19 protein-coding genes are annotated in these 16,557 nt (G+C 69.1%); 11 read left to right on the top strand and 8 right to left on the bottom strand.

The features are described from left to right. Nucleotides 1–466: 466 nt before the first annotated feature. Both V4Y04_RS22555 and V4Y04_RS22550 read left to right on the top strand, forming a co-directional pair. Complete coding sequence (locus V4Y04_RS22555; RefSeq protein WP_332430135.1) at nucleotides 467–889, top strand: hypothetical protein; 423 nt, start codon at nucleotides 467–469, stop codon at nucleotides 887–889. A gap of 214 nt (nucleotides 890–1,103) precedes the next feature. Further along, complete coding sequence (locus V4Y04_RS22550) at nucleotides 1,104–1,508, top strand: DUF6281 family protein (protein WP_332430134.1); 405 nt, start codon at nucleotides 1,104–1,106, stop codon at nucleotides 1,506–1,508. Between the two features lie 133 nt (nucleotides 1,509–1,641). Here the strand turns inward: V4Y04_RS22550 and V4Y04_RS22545 are convergent, their stop codons facing one another. Genes V4Y04_RS22545 through V4Y04_RS22535 form a run of 3 tightly spaced genes read right to left on the bottom strand, consistent with a single transcriptional unit; the run spans nucleotide 1,642 to nucleotide 2,389 of the window. Continuing rightward, nucleotides 1,642–1,893 carry a hypothetical protein gene (locus tag V4Y04_RS22545; RefSeq protein WP_332430133.1) on the bottom strand — a complete coding sequence of 84 codons (252 nt, stop codon included), beginning with the start codon at nucleotides 1,891–1,893 and terminating at the stop codon, nucleotides 1,642–1,644. Beyond that, nucleotides 1,890–2,186 (bottom strand): hypothetical protein, encoded by a 297-nt coding sequence (locus V4Y04_RS22540; protein WP_332430132.1) that lies wholly within the window; start codon nucleotides 2,184–2,186, stop codon nucleotides 1,890–1,892. The genes V4Y04_RS22545 and V4Y04_RS22540 overlap by 4 nt, the downstream gene beginning before the upstream one ends. Beyond that, entirely contained in the window at nucleotides 2,183–2,389 is a 207-nt protein-coding gene (locus tag V4Y04_RS22535) for a hypothetical protein (RefSeq protein WP_332430131.1), read from the bottom strand. Before V4Y04_RS22535 ends, V4Y04_RS22540 begins: the two co-directional genes overlap by 4 nt. Before the next feature lie 183 nt (nucleotides 2,390–2,572). On the opposite strand from V4Y04_RS22535, the gene V4Y04_RS22530 reads away from it, so the two are divergent. Together V4Y04_RS22530 and V4Y04_RS22525 are read left to right on the top strand one after the other, a co-directional pair. Continuing rightward, nucleotides 2,573–2,851: a GlsB/YeaQ/YmgE family stress response membrane protein gene (locus V4Y04_RS22530; RefSeq protein WP_332430130.1), complete on the top strand. Its 279-nt coding sequence runs from the start codon at nucleotides 2,573–2,575 to the stop codon at nucleotides 2,849–2,851. Between the two features lie 257 nt (nucleotides 2,852–3,108). Next, nucleotides 3,109–4,020, top strand: a complete 912-nt coding sequence (locus tag V4Y04_RS22525) for a hypothetical protein (RefSeq protein WP_332430129.1) — start codon at nucleotides 3,109–3,111, stop codon at nucleotides 4,018–4,020. Nucleotides 4,021–4,276: 256 nt separating this feature from the next. Here V4Y04_RS22525 and V4Y04_RS22515 read toward each other — a convergent pair whose 3' ends face one another. Next, complete coding sequence (locus V4Y04_RS22515) at nucleotides 4,277–4,909, bottom strand: hypothetical protein (protein ID WP_332433156.1); 633 nt, start codon at nucleotides 4,907–4,909, stop codon at nucleotides 4,277–4,279. Between the two features lie 121 nt (nucleotides 4,910–5,030). On the opposite strand from V4Y04_RS22515, the gene V4Y04_RS22510 reads away from it, so the two are divergent. Further along, a complete protein-coding gene (locus V4Y04_RS22510; RefSeq protein ID WP_332430128.1) occupies nucleotides 5,031–5,468 on the top strand; it encodes an RNA polymerase sigma factor in 438 nt (145 codons plus the stop codon). Here the strand turns inward: V4Y04_RS22510 and V4Y04_RS22505 are convergent. Further along, nucleotides 5,418–6,074: a contact-dependent growth inhibition system immunity protein gene (locus tag V4Y04_RS22505; RefSeq protein ID WP_332430127.1), complete on the bottom strand. Its 657-nt coding sequence runs from the start codon at nucleotides 6,072–6,074 to the stop codon at nucleotides 5,418–5,420. The two genes, V4Y04_RS22510 and V4Y04_RS22505, sit on opposite strands and share 51 nt — an antisense overlap. 21 nt (nucleotides 6,075–6,095) lie before the next feature. Continuing rightward, nucleotides 6,096–8,219, bottom strand: a complete 2,124-nt coding sequence (locus V4Y04_RS22500) for an RNase A-like domain-containing protein (protein WP_332432958.1) — start codon at nucleotides 8,217–8,219, stop codon at nucleotides 6,096–6,098. A gap of 364 nt (nucleotides 8,220–8,583) precedes the next feature. Here V4Y04_RS22500 and V4Y04_RS22495 point away from each other — a divergent pair, with 364 nt between their 5' ends. Then, a complete protein-coding gene (locus tag V4Y04_RS22495) occupies nucleotides 8,584–9,324 on the top strand; it encodes a DUF433 domain-containing protein (protein WP_332430126.1) in 741 nt (246 codons plus the stop codon). Next, nucleotides 9,321–9,785 (top strand): hypothetical protein, encoded by a 465-nt coding sequence (locus V4Y04_RS22490; protein WP_332430125.1) that lies wholly within the window; start codon nucleotides 9,321–9,323, stop codon nucleotides 9,783–9,785. Before V4Y04_RS22495 ends, V4Y04_RS22490 begins: the two co-directional genes overlap by 4 nt. A gap of 602 nt (nucleotides 9,786–10,387) precedes the next feature. On the opposite strand, the gene V4Y04_RS22485 is transcribed toward V4Y04_RS22490, so the two are convergent. Further along, entirely contained in the window at nucleotides 10,388–11,464 is a 1,077-nt protein-coding gene (locus V4Y04_RS22485) for a hypothetical protein (protein WP_332430124.1), read from the bottom strand. 339 nt (nucleotides 11,465–11,803) lie between these two features. Here V4Y04_RS22485 and V4Y04_RS22480 point away from each other — a divergent pair, with 339 nt between their 5' ends. From V4Y04_RS22480 to V4Y04_RS22465, 4 genes are all read left to right on the top strand, one after another. Continuing rightward, complete coding sequence (locus V4Y04_RS22480; RefSeq protein ID WP_332430123.1) at nucleotides 11,804–12,286, top strand: DUF3293 domain-containing protein; 483 nt, start codon at nucleotides 11,804–11,806, stop codon at nucleotides 12,284–12,286. Nucleotides 12,287–12,300: 14 nt separating this feature from the next. Continuing rightward, nucleotides 12,301–12,510 carry a hypothetical protein gene (locus V4Y04_RS22475; RefSeq protein WP_332430122.1) on the top strand — a complete coding sequence of 70 codons (210 nt, stop codon included), beginning with the start codon at nucleotides 12,301–12,303 and terminating at the stop codon, nucleotides 12,508–12,510. 347 nt (nucleotides 12,511–12,857) lie between these two features. After that, the gene (locus tag V4Y04_RS22470; protein WP_332430121.1) at nucleotides 12,858–13,334 is read left to right on the top strand and encodes a hypothetical protein; all 477 of its coding nucleotides are present in this window, start codon (nucleotides 12,858–12,860) and stop codon (nucleotides 13,332–13,334) included. A gap of 361 nt (nucleotides 13,335–13,695) precedes the next feature. Further along, nucleotides 13,696–14,487 (top strand): AAA family ATPase, encoded by a 792-nt coding sequence (locus tag V4Y04_RS22465; RefSeq protein ID WP_332430120.1) that lies wholly within the window; start codon nucleotides 13,696–13,698, stop codon nucleotides 14,485–14,487. Nucleotides 14,488–14,933: 446 nt separating this feature from the next. On the opposite strand, the gene groL is transcribed toward V4Y04_RS22465, so the two are convergent. Further along, on the bottom strand, nucleotides 14,934–16,553 hold the full coding sequence (gene groL, locus V4Y04_RS22460; RefSeq protein WP_332430119.1) for a chaperonin GroEL: 1,620 nt from the start codon (nucleotides 16,551–16,553) through the stop codon (nucleotides 14,934–14,936). Between the last annotated feature and the right edge of the window lie 4 nt (nucleotides 16,554–16,557).

Here is a 16,557-nt window from a genome sequence, read left to right as displayed (position 1 = left end):
GTCGGTGAAGAGTTTCTCGGCAAGAGGGGCATCAAGACCCACCCGCCTCGTGGCAGCATGCAGCTCGTCCGGTTTGAGTCGGGTGTTCCCTTCATCTGCTCGCGGTGCACCTTGGAAAAGACCGCACGTCTTGTCGCCGTCTTCGGTGTCTCTCTCCTGTGCAACGAGCTCGTAACGCGATCTTGCTGAAGTGTGCTGGCCGGGCGTGACCGGTGTGCCGATTCGGCCGTTCGTGATGGTGTGGGTACTCGACCGGGGATCGTGGACGACGAGTTGTGGGCGTTGCAAGTACTACCGTGGCAGCGCCTGTCAGAAGGCCAACAAGCAGAACATGACCGTTTGGGCCCCCTACCGCGAAGGCTGGCGTGTCAGCTGGCCCCCGCGCCCGGCCCTGACACAGGGCCGGGCGCCCCGCCCTCACTCTCGGGAGACCCCATTGCGTCGCTCTACCCTGACCGTTGCCGTCGTGGCCACGTTGTTCCTCGCTGGAGGCTGCTCCGACGAGCCCGAGGCGAAGCGTCCGGTCTCTGCCGGTCCGACAGCTTCCTCGGACCAGCCCACACGGACACCTGCCACACAGTCACCCGGCCTGGACCTGCCCGGGAACGCGCAGGTCCTGGTAGCCGAGACCACTGGCAACAAGGACCAGGAACTGCCCGAATTCACCTCGGAGGAAGGTGCCTACACCGTCTACGCAGCGTGTGAGGGCAAGGGCAAGGTGTCGATCCTGAACCGAAACAGCAGCAACGCCCATCCGGTCGCTTGTGGCGGGGTCCCCACCGTGGGCGTCATCCATGCGGACAAGAAGGCCCAGCACCTCAAGATCCAGGTGGTCGGCGATACTTCCGTCTGGAAGATCGCGGTGATTTCCGGAAACCACCAGTCCTGAGACCTCGAACGAATATGACGTCCGCTCCGTCGGAGTTCATGAGGCCGGACACGTCTTCGGACTGAAGGACATCCGTGGTTCGCACAGCAACCTCACGAGGCACGGCAGCTCGATCGAGTGTTCGGCAAGGGCGAGGACCCGGGCAAGGGCGATGTCCTCGGCCTCCGCGGCGTCCACTGATCCGGGGCGAACGCTCCGGGAGGAGGTAATCCAGGTGAAAGCCGTACTGCCGGTCGGGCGGAAGGCCCTCGTGAGGGCACTGGTGGCGGGTGCCGCCCTCGTGCTGTCCGCCGCCTGCACGTCGTCGAGCGACGGCGGGTCGGAAGCGTCGTGCGAGTTCCGAGTCGAGTACGACGAGCGTATGTACTCGGACGTGGCCAACGCCGAATTCACTCTCGGCAAGAAGCTGGGGCCGGCTGTCTTCGTGCCCTGCGACGACTCGTCGGATGACGGGAGCGACCAGGCGTCACCGGACTCGACGGTCGCCTACGCGATCGAGGGAGTGGATCCCCGCATCGCCCTCGCGGTGGACGACGCGCCCGACGACGTTCTCCTCGTCGCCGTCGACTTCTCCGAAGACCTGCCGCCCGAGGTCACGAAACTGATCAAGGGATCCTGAAACCGACTGCGGGCGCGGACGGCACCGCCGTGTGGCGACCGCGCCCGCACGACGTCCGGTGTGACGCGCCGGAAATCCCGGCAGGCACACACACCGCACTGAGCGAGGCCTCCCACCGACGAGAGCGCGCGGCTCACCCCCGCATGTGCGGGGAACGGGGCCTCTTCGAAGCCGCCCCTGCCTGTCCACGGTGTGTCGTCCAGCGTCGACGCACCCAATCGCCGGTCTCCCCGATGCCGGCCAGCAACGCCGCGGAGGCGGCGCAGGCCGCAGGAGAGGCGACCTGGTCGACGGCCTGCCCGAGGATCCACAGCGTCAGGGTGAGCAGCAGCCACCAGGCTGTGAGCGACCAGGCGTGCCGCCGCCGGCGTGTGCGGCCGGTCATCGGGCCGTCTCCCCGGTCCGCTGAGCGGTGACGGTCATCGTGATGCATACCGCGAGCGCCACCAGCATTCCCAGGCCGGTGGCGGCCAGGGTGATCGAAGGTGAGGCGCCGGCTAGGCGGGGAACGGCGTTGAGCGGCGCGACGGTGTAAAAGGCGAGGAGGCAAAGGCCGCGGAGGCGCATCGGGGCAAGGCGGGGGCGCAGCCGCTGGGGCACGTGGCCGGTGAGCAGGGCGACGCCCGCCGGCAGCAGGGTGAGGGAGGAGACGGCGAGGCCGATCCACTGCCAGGTCATCGGTCGTGGGGTTCCTGTCGGGGTCGTGGGCGTGGTCGGTCACGGCGGGTCAGGGCGAGTGTGAAGAGGCCGGCGATGAGCGTGGCCAAACCGGTGACGAGGACGGGGAGGCCGGGTCCGGGCAGGACGTACAGCACGGCCCCGGTCAGGGACAGTGGTGCTCCTGCGGCTGCCAGGGCGGTGCCAATGTGCCGCTTGGTCATGCTGCTCCTTGCGTGGGGGACGTTCACCGCCGGCCCGCAGCGCGGTGGGGGCCCGATTCGACGCCGCGCCACTTCACTCGGCTCAAGGGCGGTCGGGGTTGCGGGACGAAGAACAGGTTTGTTCGGGCGCGGACGGTACAGACGAGGAACTGACACGGTCTTTACGACGGGACGGAGACAGCAATGGGCATCATCGCGTGGATCGTCATCGGCCTGCTCGCCGGCGCCATCGCCAAGTTCATCATGCCGGGCAAGGACCCCGGTGGCATCATCATCACCATGCTGATCGGCATCGCCGGCGGGCTGCTCGGCGGCTGGCTCGGCAAGGTGATCTTCGGCGTCGACTCCATCGACGGGTTCTTCGAGCTCTCCACCTGGATCGCCGCGATCGTCGGCTCCCTCATCCTGCTCGCCCTGTACCGCCTCATCGCCGGCAACCGGCATTCCCACCGTCACGCCTGACCCCCCGACGGCGCTTGTGGACGGCTCCCCCTTGTTCGCAGGGCGGGAGCCGTCGGCCGTGTCCGGACCGGGCGCCGGAACGGCCGGTACAGACGGCGCAACGAGTGAGCGCGCCGGCTGCGGTGGCCATGCCTGCCGTGAGGGCCGGCGGAGCGGGCACCAGCGGTAGCAGCTGTCGTCGAGGTCACGGCCGGGTGAACCGGCGACTCCGTGCCGGTGGGGTTTCGCCGCGGCGTTCCGGGCGGGATTCTGGCTCCATGAAGACAACGGGGCGGGTCATCGGAAAGTGGGGGTGCGCGGCCGTCGGGGTGTGGGTGGCCTCCGAGGTCGTGGGCCAGTTACGGGTTGGCGGCACCGTGGGCGAGCGGGTGGGGTCCGTGGTCGCCCTCGCTGCCGTGTTCACCGCCGTCGTCACGCTCGTGCCCATGCCCCTGATGCGGATGCTCGGGCGGGCCGTGGTGCGGAATCAGCGGCGCATGGGGGAGGAGCCCGATTGGGGCGGCTCCGACTGGGAGTTCTTCGCGCCGCTGCGCAGGCATGCGGTCCTTGTCGGGCTGGGCATGGTGTTGTCGGCCGTCGTCCTGACAGTGGTGGGGCCTGCGGGGTTGTGGGCCGGGGTGGAGTTGGGTGCCGGGCTGGGGTTGGACGTTGAGTTCGGCGGTGGGCTCAAGGCCCTCGTCACCGCCGGACTCGCCGTCGCCGCCGTGGAGACGGTGCTGCTGCTCGTGCTCGCCGTGCCGGTGAAGCGCCGCCGCCCCGGGGCCCTGCGTTCGCTGATCAACTGCCTCTTGTGCTTGGCGGGCCTGGCGCTCGCGGTGGTGTGGCTGGACGGCGTGGAAGCGACGGGCACGCAGTGGCTGACGCTCGCCGTCGTCGCCGCCCTGTTCCATCTGCGGTTCTCGCTGACCCTGACGCTGCCCGTGCCTGGTGTGGCGTCGCTGATCCTCGTGTCGGTCAACGCGCTGGTGCTCTGGCTCATCGTCTGGCTCACCGGTCTGCTGCACGTCGACGGCTTCTGGCCCCTCGTCGGGACGGTCGCCCTGATGTGGGCGGCGGAATGGCCGAGCCGCCTCGCGAAGGCCGCCGCGGAGGCCCGGGCCAACCCGCCCCAGCCTCCGCACGACCCCTTCTGGCCGGAGCACCACATACCGCAGACGCCGCTGTACTGACTGGTGCCACATCAGGCGGAGTTCGCCCCGGCCCAGCGCGAGGTCGATGCCAAGAGCAACGAGATCACCGCGTTCCGGCCATTGCTGGACCCGCTTGACCTGACCGGCGCGGTGGTGACCTTCGACGCGCTGCCGACCCAGACCGACCACGCGAAGTTCCTGGTCCAGGAGAAAGACGCGCACTGCATCGCCGTGCTCGCCTTCGCATTCCTCACTGCTGAGAGGGTGCTGGAGAGGTGGACACGGGCAGGTGGTGTCAGCGGTGCAGGAATGCGGCCGCGCCGTACAGCCCGACGGCCAGGGCGACCGCCCATCGGACGAGTCCTGAACCGATCAGCGCACGTTCGGCCTGCGCGGTGGGGCGCAGCCGGCTGTGCCGGACCATGGCGGACAGCATGTCGGCCGCCGTCTGACCTCTCCCGCCGGAACGACGGAGGACGCGGCTCAGCCAGGGCGGCGAGAACAGCCCGGCCATGGGCTCCTTCTCCGGGCCGAAGAACTCCAGCTGCCCGTCGTGCCGCATCTCCACACGGCTGATCGTCGACCACGACAGGAACCGCGTGGACCACAGGCGGCGTATGTGCACGCCGTCCCGGTCAGCGGTGATCCGCCACAGCGCCAGCCAGCTGCATATCCAGCCGACGACCAGCGAACACCACAGCGCAAAGATCGAGGCAACCGGCTGCGGATGCGCCAGGGCCGCCTCGGCCGGGTGATCGGCCACTGCCACGAACATGACGCACCAGACCGCCGCCGTCCCCCTTGCGCCCCACCCGGCACCCCACACCAGCGGCGCCTCCGGCGCCGACATCGTCCCGGCGAGCCTCTCGACCCGCGCACGGCGCTCCCGCCGGGCCTGCCGCCGCCGCTCAGCCAGGTCCGTTCTCATCCCCACCGCTTCCCGTCGCGCTCCGACTGCCGCCCCACCGTAGCGACAACGGCCGGCACGCGGCAGCCGGCACCGGAGGGTGTGGTGTAAGGAAGTGCCGGGCTCATGACATGTACGGGGTGTGGACGACATCCAGACTGCTACCGACCGGGAGCGCGCCGCACGGTTCACGGCCTTCTACGCCCGTGACCATCCGCGCGTGTCCGCCTTTGTGCACCGGCGCGTCGGTGACCGCGGCACGGCGGAGGAACTGACGGCCGAGGTCTTCCGGATCGCGTGGGAACGCACTCTCGGCGGCGAGGAGGTGAGCACCGGCTGGCTGTTCGTCACCGCACGGAACCTGCTGAGCAACCACCACCGGGCGACGGCCCGGCTCACCGAACTCCACCGGCGCATCACCGACGAACTGGACCGCGCTCCCGCGTCCGGGGAGGACTCCGCGGTCCTCAAGACCCTGGAACCTGATGCGGTCCGTACCCTTCGGTGGCACTCCGGTGTACGCCCGTCGCTATGCCGCAGCGATCCTTCGGCGGATCGACTCCAGCCATTGCCGGAGTGACATCCCTTGCGGCGGCAGAAGGTCGAGTCCCAGTGCTGTAGCCGCGGTGTGGAGTTCCTGATCCGAGGACACCGTGGTCAGGAGTTCACCGATCTCCTGCACTGCTTGCGCACGGTCCTCCGGTTCGGTTTCGCTGGCGTACTCGTCGAGAGCCTCGTCGCGAGAATCGTAGAGGTAGGAGAAATCCCGGTGGAAGTAGGCGCCGAGCAACTGACTCAGGGCCGGGAATCGCTCGTTCCACTCCCAAGGGGTCTGCGGGTTCGCCGGGGGAACTCGGGACGGGTCCTCCAGGAACCGGTGAAGGTGGCCCCTTGCGATGCGCAGGCAGTCCTCCACGCTTGCCCCCATCGGAGGGCGGATGTGAGGGAGGCATTCCACCTCATCCGCGATCTCTTCGGAGAAGAGTCCGACGGAGAGCAGGTCGTCGATTTGCTGGATCGCAACTGCGGCACGCTCAGGGTCCCCTGCGGCGATCCTGAGGTAGGAGGCCAGGCCGGGGCCCGGGGCTTCCGTGGTGTCGGAGAACGTGAAGCCGGTGTACGTGTAGGCCGCGAGCAGGTTGCCGAGTTCATGGAATCGGTGCCCTGGCGGAAGTGCCTGACTCATGAGGTGCTCCAAGCGTGCGTGTCAGGGCTGCGGGAACGAGGTGAGGACGCGGTATCCGGACGGCGCCGACGGATCGGCCTTGAGAATGACACGAGCCCCTCTCACCCATTGCGTCGGCTGTCCATGAGTGAAGTCGTAGCGGGTGAGGTGGAGTCCCGTGTTTTCGTCGAACCTTGCCTCCAGGCGCAGTGGCCCCTTCGCGCCCTTGGAGAGCCAGGTCGATATCTTCCGCTGGTTCTTTTCGAGGGCGAGAGTCCTGTCGGTGAAGCGTTGTGCCGCATCGACGTCGACGTAGCGTGAGTCCGCGGCAAGTCCTGGGTCCTCACGCAGACGCCTGCGCATGCCGTCAATGGTCTTGTCGACATGCTTGTCGATGGTATGGGCCTTGCTCTTGCCTCCAAGGCTCTTGCCCTCGTCACCGCGGACATCCGCACGATGCTCGGGTCTGGTGCGCCCTTTGCGTTTGCTCCTGGGCCACGCGTTGTAGTCCCCGCCGGAGGCAGAGCCAGGAGAGGAGCCCAGCCCCATGAGGACGATTCCGGCCGTACCGAGGACGCCGGCGCTGAGGGCGGCTTCGGCGGTGAGGGCGCCGGCCACTCCGCCTCCCGCGAGCGCGAGCCCTCCGGGAGGGAACAGGGCGAGCAGGGAGAGCAGGAGGAGGGCGAAGCCGAGGTAGACCAGGAAGGTGTTCAGGGCGTCGAGCAGATGCAGTGTTCGGATCGCCCTGCCGTCGGGACCCGCTTCCCCGAACCCGCGCCACAGCAGGAGCGTCCCCGTGGTGGCCGCTCCCAGTGCGGTTCCGAGGCGGAAGCGGTGGACGGCCAGGAGTTCCCCCACGGGCTGGGCGGACACGGGCCGCCAGGTCCGCAGCAGGATGGTGAGTTGATAGGCGATCCAGGCGAGGGCGGCGATGCCGAAGCCCATCAGGATCTTCGGCCCCGCACCGGTGGTGAAGGACTCCTGGAGGCCGGCCGTGGAAGGGAACGAGCCCACGCCCAGGAACAGCAGCGACGGCAGCATGAGGACGCACGGGATGAGCAGGAGCCACCGATCCCGGGCACGGCGGGCCTTTCGGGCCGCCTTCCGCCAGGCACGGATGTCGACCGTCCGCCAGGCGTGCTGGTTGTCCGACGCGTCCATCCGCGCGGTGATCCCGGCGACCACGCGGCGGAGTTCTTCGGTGTCGTCGGGCGGCGCCGACGCGGCGGCGTACAGCAGGGATCGCCGCAGTCCGACGTAGCGCAGCACGATCAGCAGGCTCCATGGCGGACGCCAGGCCGCGTAGCGCAGCAGGGCTGCCAGACTGTCGCCGTCGGCGCGTTCGGAAGCGAGCAGTACGCTCGGCACGGTGCGCTTGCCCCGGTGGAGTCGGTGCAGGTCGACGGCCATGGCGACGGCCAGACACAGGAGGGGCGCCGCCCATGCCTTCCCGTCCAGGAACTCGAGCCACTGCGTGGCCTGGCTGCCCGGTTTCCGCCCCGCGTAGTTGTTCACCGTGTGGTGGACGGCGGCGGCCGCGATGGGCGGCACCGACAGCAGGCGCGCCCACCCGCGTGTGCGCCACAGCAGCCCCACCCCGAATCCGGCCGTGGCCGTCCACACCAGGTGCGTGAAGGTCTCCGTGACCGGAGGTCCGGCCATGTCCAGTTGGCTGAACGGTGCGGGCAGCCAGGCCGTGAACACCTGCCCCGCGCCCGGCACATAGGGCGGGGACAGGCTGTCGGGGATGATCCAGCCCTCGCCGCGGACAAGCGCCCGGTCCGCGTCCAGGCCGAACCGGAGCACCGCCTCCAGCAGCCCGAATCCGGCTCCCAGCGCCCCACCCAGCACGACGAAGTCGGTCAGGCCCCACTGGCGGCGAATCCTCAGGCTCCACCCCGCCAGCAGCAGCGGGGTGATCTTGATCAGCTCCTCCACCCAGGGAGCCACCGTGTAGCCGGTGGTGTTCACCACCGTGACCAGCGACTGCCCCGACCGGTCCGCGTGGATGCGGGTGTAGGCGAGCTGCACCAGCGCGGTCGCCACACCGCACCCGTACACCCCCACCACGAGCGCCAGCAGCACGGTCGACAGGCGCACCGAACGCGTCGGCCAGGAAACGGCGAACAGTTGCAGCACACCCCAGACGGCCGCCACCGTCATCATCAACGTCACACCAGGCCCCCCGCCGCGCCCGAACAACTATTTGATTCGCGATGGTGAACGTGATGTTAGGGAGTCAACTGCCACCACAGCAAGGGAGTTGGCGAGATCCCCACCCCCGACGACACCCGTGGACGAGAGTCAGAGTGCGGGCTGCCCTGGCTGTACCGGTGCGGACGGGGACGGGACGCCGGACGGGGGGTCGGCGTTCTCGGGTGCCGCATCCGTGGCGACGCACCCAGGGCGCCGCGGGCCCGGAGCTCCACAGCCGGAACTCACTCGATAGTGGATAGCGTGCACAGTCGGCGTCAGGTCCGTATATCGTCCGACACCCGCGGCTGAAAGACTGGGGGCGGAGGTGGTGGCGGTGACCGACCGGATGGACGATGTCCGCTTCAGCGTGCCGCTGTACACCCAGGCGGAAGCCGCCGGGTACCTGGACATGGCACCTTCCACCTTCCGGAACTGGGCGCGGGGCTATCGCAACACCTTCCGGGACCGTCCGCAGGTGGTCGGTTCCCCCCTCATCACCTACCTGGGCTCGCCCCACTCGCCTCGCCCGTCCATCCCGTTCATCGGACTGGCCGAGGGCATGTTCCTGTCCGCGCTGCGTCGCGCGGAGGTGCCGTTGCAGAAGATCCGGCCGGCGCTCGAGATGGTCCGCGAGCGGATCGGAGTCGAGCACGCTCTGGCCTCCCGTCGGTTGTACGTGGCGGGCGCGGACCTCCTGTACGAGATCGGCGACGACCTCGGTGGCGAGGACAAGCGGGAGACACGCAAGCTGATCGTCCTGAAGAACGGGCAGTACGTGTTCCGCGAGGTCATCGACCGGTTCCTCACCCGGATCGAGTACGACGAGCCAGGCGAAAGCCCGGGAGACGGTTACGCCCGAAGGATCGACCTCCCCGGGTACGAGGTCGCCGAGCTGTCCGTGCTTCCGGGCGTGAACTTCGGACGGCCGTTCTTCACCGCAACCGGAACGCCTCTGTATGTCGTGGCCGGCGATCTTCGTGCCGGGGAACCGGTGGCGGACGTCGCGGACGACTATGGCTTGCCGGTGGACCAGGTCACCGAGGTACAGGAACGGATCGATCGCGAGGTGGCATGACCGAAGCCGGGGGGCTGCGCCTGTTCCTGGACCGGAGCACGAACGCCAAGAGCTTCGCTCAGGCGGCCCGAGAGCTGTGCCCGGACGTTCTCACCATCGGCGACCTGTACGGCGTCACGCCCGCCGAAGCCGTGCAGGACCAGCAGTGGATCGCCGATGCCACTGCGGACGGCCGCATCTGTGTAGGAGCCGACAAGGCCATTCTGAGCAACCCGCTCGAACTCCGGGCCATCCTCGAGCACTCTGCCCGCTATCTGGTGTTCACCGACAACAACACCCCCACGCGTCGGCGCATCGCACATTTCCGCGAGCTGTACGAGCACATCCTGCCTCTCGCCGACATCCCCGGCCCCTGGGCCTACAAGCTCACCCGCGGCGGGTTGCACGCCGTGCCGGCCGACGCGCTGCAAGCCCGTCTGGAACAGATCCTGGAACGGGCGAACAAACGGAGTGGCGAGTAACGGCAGGGCGTGTCCTTGCGGGTCTGCGCGGGGAGCCGCCCTGTCGAGTCGGAACGGGGAGGTCTTCGCCGACGGTCCCGGCGGTGCGGACGTCGTCCGGGTTCGACGGCTTCTCGGCCTTGACCGGAGTGACCGACGACTTCCAGGCCTTGACCGGAGCGGCGGCCGAGGTCTTCTTCGTGCGCTGCCTGGGCGGTTTCCCGTACCCGGGCGCGGACGGGCCCGACGGCTCCTCGGCTCTGACCGGAGCGGCGTCCAGTCCGTTGCGCCGCCGTTCGGCCTCGCGGACGCGTTCCAGGTCCCGCAGTGCGCGCAGGCGCCGCAGTTCCTCTTGCTGCGGGGAGAGCCGCTTCGCGGCCTTGCTTCGCTTGTTCTCGATCTTCACCGGCGGCTTGCCGACCCGGCCGTTCCCGGAGTTGCCCACCACACCCCCACATGTCACCGATCCGCGCGGACGACGACCTGCCGTCCGCTGCAGCCCTCCCCGGGGCCGCCACCTCCCTGCGGTCACACCGCACCACCGGGACGGGTGATGCGAGAGCAACCTTCTGACCAGCGTAAATGCTGGCTGTCGCCTGGTGAAGGGCTTTACGGCTGCCGTGTCATTCAGCCAGAAGAACGTGGCAACGCGACCAGTTCACGGTCCATTCGCCGTTGACCTCGTAACCGGCCTCGTCATGTACCTGGCGGGTCGCCCGTTCCAGGAGGCTGCGGAGCCCTTCAAGGGTTTCGGTGTCCTGTGACTCGCCGTCGGGTTCCGGCACGGGCTCGCGGTAGAACACGTGCTGATCCCCCCAACGCGTCCCCACGACCTGAACGATGTGGGCGTCGCCGTCGTTCTCGACCGAGACGCTGTAATGGACATCGCCTGATCCTCCGTCCAGGTCGTCACCGGAGGAATCAATGTCCTCGGTGTCGTCCAGGGGGTCGGTGATGTCGCCTTCGCAGAAAGACCACGAGAGGCGCCATGGCCCGGCCGTGTCCCACCTCTCCATGTCCAGCTTCATCTGGGCGACTTCGGTGAGGACGTTGAGGCCCTGGAGCGACGATGCGCGAAAGCCCTGCCGGAGTCCGCCGCTCAGGTCGTGGGCCAGGCCCTCTCCCATCCCTCCGGCGCAGGCGTCCATGAGTTCCAGGACGTAACCGTTGTCTTCTTCCGGGACGTCACCGCCGCCGTCTTCCAGGCCGAATCCGTCGTCATCGACGTCCGCATGGGCCCGACGTCCACTCACCGTCGCGTAGCGCTCATTGCCGCCCTCGCAGTCCGAGCAGAGACCGGGCATGCCCTTCCATGTGCAGGCGTGCGCCTCCTCGGCCTCCACGGTCTCCTCGACCGCCTCGGCCTCCGCGGACGCGCAGGCCGGCTCCTCACGCGGAGGAGGGACGGGCCGGTACGGGTTGAGGCAGACCGCCTCCAGCCGTGCATGTCCGACACGGCTGTTGCTCAGCCACTCGGACACCTCGTCGCGTGTGTCGACCGCACGCGCCTGCAGAGGTCGGTCCGCGTTGCGGTAGAAGGCGATGTCGTAGGAGTCGTTGAGCCATTGGTCGAAGACCTCGTCGGTCCCCGGTCGGCCGAGGCCGCTCGACTCGGCCGTACGGAACAGTTCCCGCGCGGCGGCGAGGTCGATGAGCGGCAGGCCCGCGCGGCCTGGCTCTGTCTCGGAGGGTACGGGCATGTCGGGCAGCCTCCCGGAGTCGAAGGACCCCGGTAGCGCGCTGCCGCACCCCGGTGATCTGTGCTTTCCCCGCGCACCTCACGCGGATCGGCCGTCACCTCGCCCGGGGCGTCTCGCGCCGGAAGTGGTGCCGCCCAGCAAACCAGGGCTTGGCACAGGATCACACGGCCGGACGGGAAGCTAACACCCGCGCCGATCTTCCGCAATATCTTCACAACCCTCTTGCTTCAGGACCCGGATCATGAAATGTTGCGGCCTATGCCCCCATGTTCCCGTGGGGGTGAGCACCGATCTCCCTGCACGAGGTGTAAGGGGGTCTTCGTTCCACAGGAGGCCCTCGTGCACGCTCCCGACGCAGCCGGTACACCCCTCAACTGGGATCTCTATCGGGCGGCAGTCGTCGACATCCGGTTCGAGGACCGGGCCGTTCGAGTCGAGCCGCGCCCTCGGGGCACGGCCGAGGGTTTCTTCCCCGTACCGGCCGACAGCGCCACCGTCCATGTGATCACCGCCTGGAACCCCCGTGGCCGTACCGCGTCGGACGACGCCAACGCCCACGCTCAACGCCTGCTGCTCGACGAGGTCCGTCACCGTGGTCTCACCTGGTGGCCCGCTGAGGGAGGCGACGCGTGCGGCACGCATCGCGAGGAGAGCGTCGCCGTCGTCGGCCTGAGCGATGCCGCGGCGCGTGACCTGGGACGCCGCTTCAGGCAGGACGCGGTCTTCGCCTGGACTCCCGGCGCCTGGCGGGTCCTGGCGTGTGACACCGCCGCCGTGGCGGTGAGCGGGTGGACGGCGTCCGCGCAGTCGGCGCCGGCGTAAGCGGGAGAAGAACCATGGGCATGTATCCCATGCGCACCCCGGACCACTGTCCCCGCTGCGGCAGGCGTCTCGCCGAGCCGTCGGCCGAGCGGGTCAGGGCCGACGGCTTCCCGGCCGAGGTGACGTACGCGACGGACCCGGTGTGCGGTGCGCGCCGGCACGTGTGGGACAGGACGTCCCCGCTGCGCCGCCTGGCCCGCCCGCATGTGGACGGCACGGGATGACGTCACCACACATCGGGGCGACTCGAGCGGCGGCGCTCCTGCCGGATCGTCCTCCCCGAGCAGCTTCTCGCGTGTTGCCGCGCTCCTCGGCAGGCACGACGTGAGCCCGGTGGGCCGCAAGGCCCGTGCTGACATGCTCCAGCGGAACCAGATCTGGTTCACGTCGAAAATATCTCGAACAGGAACCGGCCATTCCTGGATCTGGAACCTGCCATACGGGAACGACGTGTTCGTATTCGATCTCCTGACATACAGGCTGAGGCCGACCGGTCAGCTCATGCAGGGGGATTCATGCGCACCGCACCTGACAGGTTGCCCGTTCCCTCACCGGAAAACAGGAGTGTGCTGTGCAACGTCGACGCCTCTTGGCCGTGGCGGCCGCCCTGGTCGTCGCATCCGGCTGCTCGTCCCAGGAGGATGAAGCGCCGCCCGGTGTTTCGGCACCCTCGTCCTCGGCCTCGGCATCCTCCGACGGAGCCCGCGCGGCCGTCGAAGCCTATGTGCGGGCCCTCAACTCCCGTAGCGCCGCCGGGCTGATGTCGGTCGGGGGCGTCAAGGACGAGGAGTGGTCCCGGCAGGAGGCCGAGCGGATCCTCGCCGATCGGGGCGGACGGGGATGGAAGATCAAGGACGTGCGGATCCAGCACGACATGGGCCCGGACGTCGGCTCGGCCCGCCTCCTGGCCGAGGACAAGGCGGGCAAGCCCCTCCAGGACACCTTCACCGTCACGCGGGAGAACGGCACCTGGCACCTGACGGTCTTCACCGATCAGCCCGGCGAGCCGGGCAAGGAAACCTCTGCGACCGACCCGCCGCGTTCCTGACGACCACCGTCGTGGTGGCCCGGCCCGACGATCCGGCCCGGGCCACCACCCCGCAGGACACCGCGAGCCGGACGGCTGGTGCACGATCAACCGTCTGAGCAGCGTAAATGCCGGATCGCACCATGTGAACAGTTCAATGTGCATCGATCCCCCTGAGCCCGGTGCGGCCGGGCTGGCAGGATGGGGCGGCGGGCCTTGGGGGGCGCTGGGGAATCTGTGCATCCGCGACGATCGCGGGGCCTGCTAGCGGGATGTGAGGTGCGGCTGTGACGGTGACGGTTGAGGGGACACAGGGGAGGCAGCCGCGGCCAGCCGCGGCCAGCCGCGGCCCGCGGCGGCGTCCCGGGCCCGGGCCACCGTCGTGTCGACGGTCAACACCAGTGACGCCCCGACCATCCTGGCGGTACGCCGGGAGATGCAGTCGTGGCGGCGGCTCGCCCTGGAACCGTCGGCGCTGCGAAGCTCCGACGGCTACACCGATCCCCGGTCGATGGGCCCCAACGGACTGCACCTGCCGGGCACGCTGTTCCGCATCGCGCTGCACGGCTCACCGGACGATCCCGACCAGGTCTACTCACGGGTGGCCGGCCGGCTCTCGGACCTGTCCGGCCTCCAGGTACGCACGCTCGACGTGCAGGAGGACGACGTGCGGGAACTGCTCACCATCCGGCTGCACGAGATCAGCGGCATGGTGCTGCCCGCCCGGAGCCTGTCCGAGGGGACGCTGCGGTTCCTCGCTTTGTGCGTGCTGCTGGAGGACCCCGAGATCCGCGGGCTGGTGTGCATGGAGGAACCGGAGAACGGCATCCACCCGGCCAACCTCTCGGCGATGGTGGACCTCGTGCGGGATCTGGCGGTGGATCCCCAGGAGATCCCGGGCGACGACAACCCGTTCCGCCAGGTGCTCATCAACACTCACTCCCCCGGATTCGTCCAGCTCGTGGACCCCCAGGACCTCCTCTTCGCCGACACCTCCGCCTACCGGTCCGAGAAAGGCCAGGTGACCCGGCGGCTGCGGCTGCGCCCGCTGGCCGGGACCTGGCGTGCGTCCGACGGAACCGGGGAGTTCGTCACCAAACTCGACATCCTGCCCTACCTGGAAGCACCGCCGGACGCCCAGCTCGCCCTCGACCTGGACGGACGTGCGGCATGACCGTGCGCGTCCTGTTCCTGAGCGAGGGCACCAGCGACCAGGGGCTGGTGAGTCACGTGGAGGGAATCGCGGCCGATCTACGGGTCCCGGTGACGGTGAGCGCACCGGACCTGAGCTGGCTGCGGTCCCCGGCGAGCGTTCGTGGCGGACCTGTCCGCCGCACTCGCCGGTGTCCCGCCCCAGCGTTCTTCGTAGCCTCAGGGCGACCGATACCGGACGGCTCCGGGCAGCCGCACACCGGTCCGTGACCCGCACGGCCCCACCGGCCACTCGCGCCCCACCCGCCGCTCCTTTCCATCCCGATCCCGCCGCACCGCGTACCGGCATCGATACCGAGTGCGAGTACGGGCGCAGCACGAAGGCCCGGCACCGCTGGTCGGCGGTACCGGGCCTTCGTGTCCGCTACGGACGTCGGTCACCGACGCCCGCCGCTATGAGCGAGTCGCTCAGTGGGAGTGGCCGTGGCCGCCGGCGGCCGGCTCCTCCTCTTCCTTCTTCTCGACGACCAGGGTCTCGGTCGTCAGGAGGAGGGAAGCGATGGAGGCGGCGTTCTCCAGGGCGGAGCGGGTGACCTTGACCGGGTCGATGACGCCGGCCTTGACCAGGTCGCCGTACTCGCCGGTGGCGGCGTTGTAGCCGCTGCCCTTCTCGAGCTCGGCGACCTTGGAGACGATGACGTAGCCCTCGAGGCCGGCGTTCTCGGCGATCCAGCGCAGCGGCTCGACGGCGGCGCGGCGGACGACCGCGACACCGGTGGCCTCGTCGCCGGTCTTGCCGAGGTTGCCCTCGAGGACCTTGACGGCGTGGACGAGCGCGGAGCCACCACCGGAGACGATGCCCTCCTCGACCGCGGCGCGGGTCGCGGAGATGGCGTCCTCCAGACGGTGCTTCTTCTCCTTCAGCTCCACCTCGGTGGCGGCGCCGACCTTGATGACGCACACGCCGCCGGCCAGCTTCGCGAGGCGCTCCTGGAGCTTCTCGCGGTCCCAGTCGGAGTCCGTGGACTCGATCTCGGCCTTGATCTGGCCGATGCGACCGGTCACGTCCTCCTTCTTGCCGCCGCCGTCGACGAGCGTGGTGTCGTCCTTGGTGACGGTGACGCGGCGGGCGGAGCCCAGCACGTCCAGGCCGACCTGGTCGAGCTTGAGGCCGACCTCCTCGGAGACGACCGTGGCGCCGGTGAGGACGGCCATGTCCTGCAGCATCGCCTTGCGGCGGTCGCCGAAGCCCGGGGCCTTGACCGCGACGGCGTTGAACGTGCCGCGGATCTTGTTGACGACCAGGGTCGACAGGGCCTCGCCCTCGACGTCCTCGGCGATGATCAGCAGCGGCTTGGAGGAGTTGGCCTGGATGACCTTCTCCAGCAGCGGCAGCAGCTCGGCGATGGAGCCGATCTTGCCCTGCGTGATGAGGATGTACGGGTCGTCCAGGACCGCTTCCATGCGCTCCTGGTCCGTCACGAAGTACGGCGACAGGTAGCCCTTGTCGAAGGCCATGCCCTCGGTGAAGTCCAGCTCCAGACCGAAGGTGTTGGACTCCTCGACGGTGATGACACCGTCCTTGCCGACCTTGTCCATCGCCTCGGCGATGAGCTCGCCGACCTGCGAGTCCTGGGCGGACAGCCCGGCGACGGCGGCGATGTCGGCCTTGTCGTCGATCGGGCGGGCCGAGGCGAGGAGGTCCTCGGAGACCGCGGCGACCGCGGCGTCGATGCCCTTCTTCAGGGCGGCCGGGGAGGCGCCGGCCGCGACGTTGCGCAGGCCCTCGCGGACGAGCGCCTGGGCCAGCACGGTCGCGGTGGTCGTACCGTCACCCGCGATGTCGTTGGTCTTGGTCGCCACCTCCTTGACCAGCTGGGCACCGAGGTTCTCGAACGGGTCCTCGACCTCGACCTCGCGGGCGATCGTGACACCGTCGTTGGTGATGGTGGGGGCGCCGAACTTCTTGTCGATGACGACGTTGCGGCCCCTGGGGCCGATCGTCACCTTCACCGTGTCGGCAAGCTTGTTGACGCCGCGCTCAAGGGCGCGACGGGCGTCCTCGTCGAACTTCAGGATCTTCGCCATGGCA

This window comes from Streptomyces sp. P9-A2 (assembly GCF_036634175.1).
Lineage (GTDB): Bacteria > Actinomycetota > Actinomycetes > Streptomycetales > Streptomycetaceae > Streptomyces > Streptomyces pratens.
This window is presented reverse-complemented; position numbering and strand designations above follow the sequence as displayed.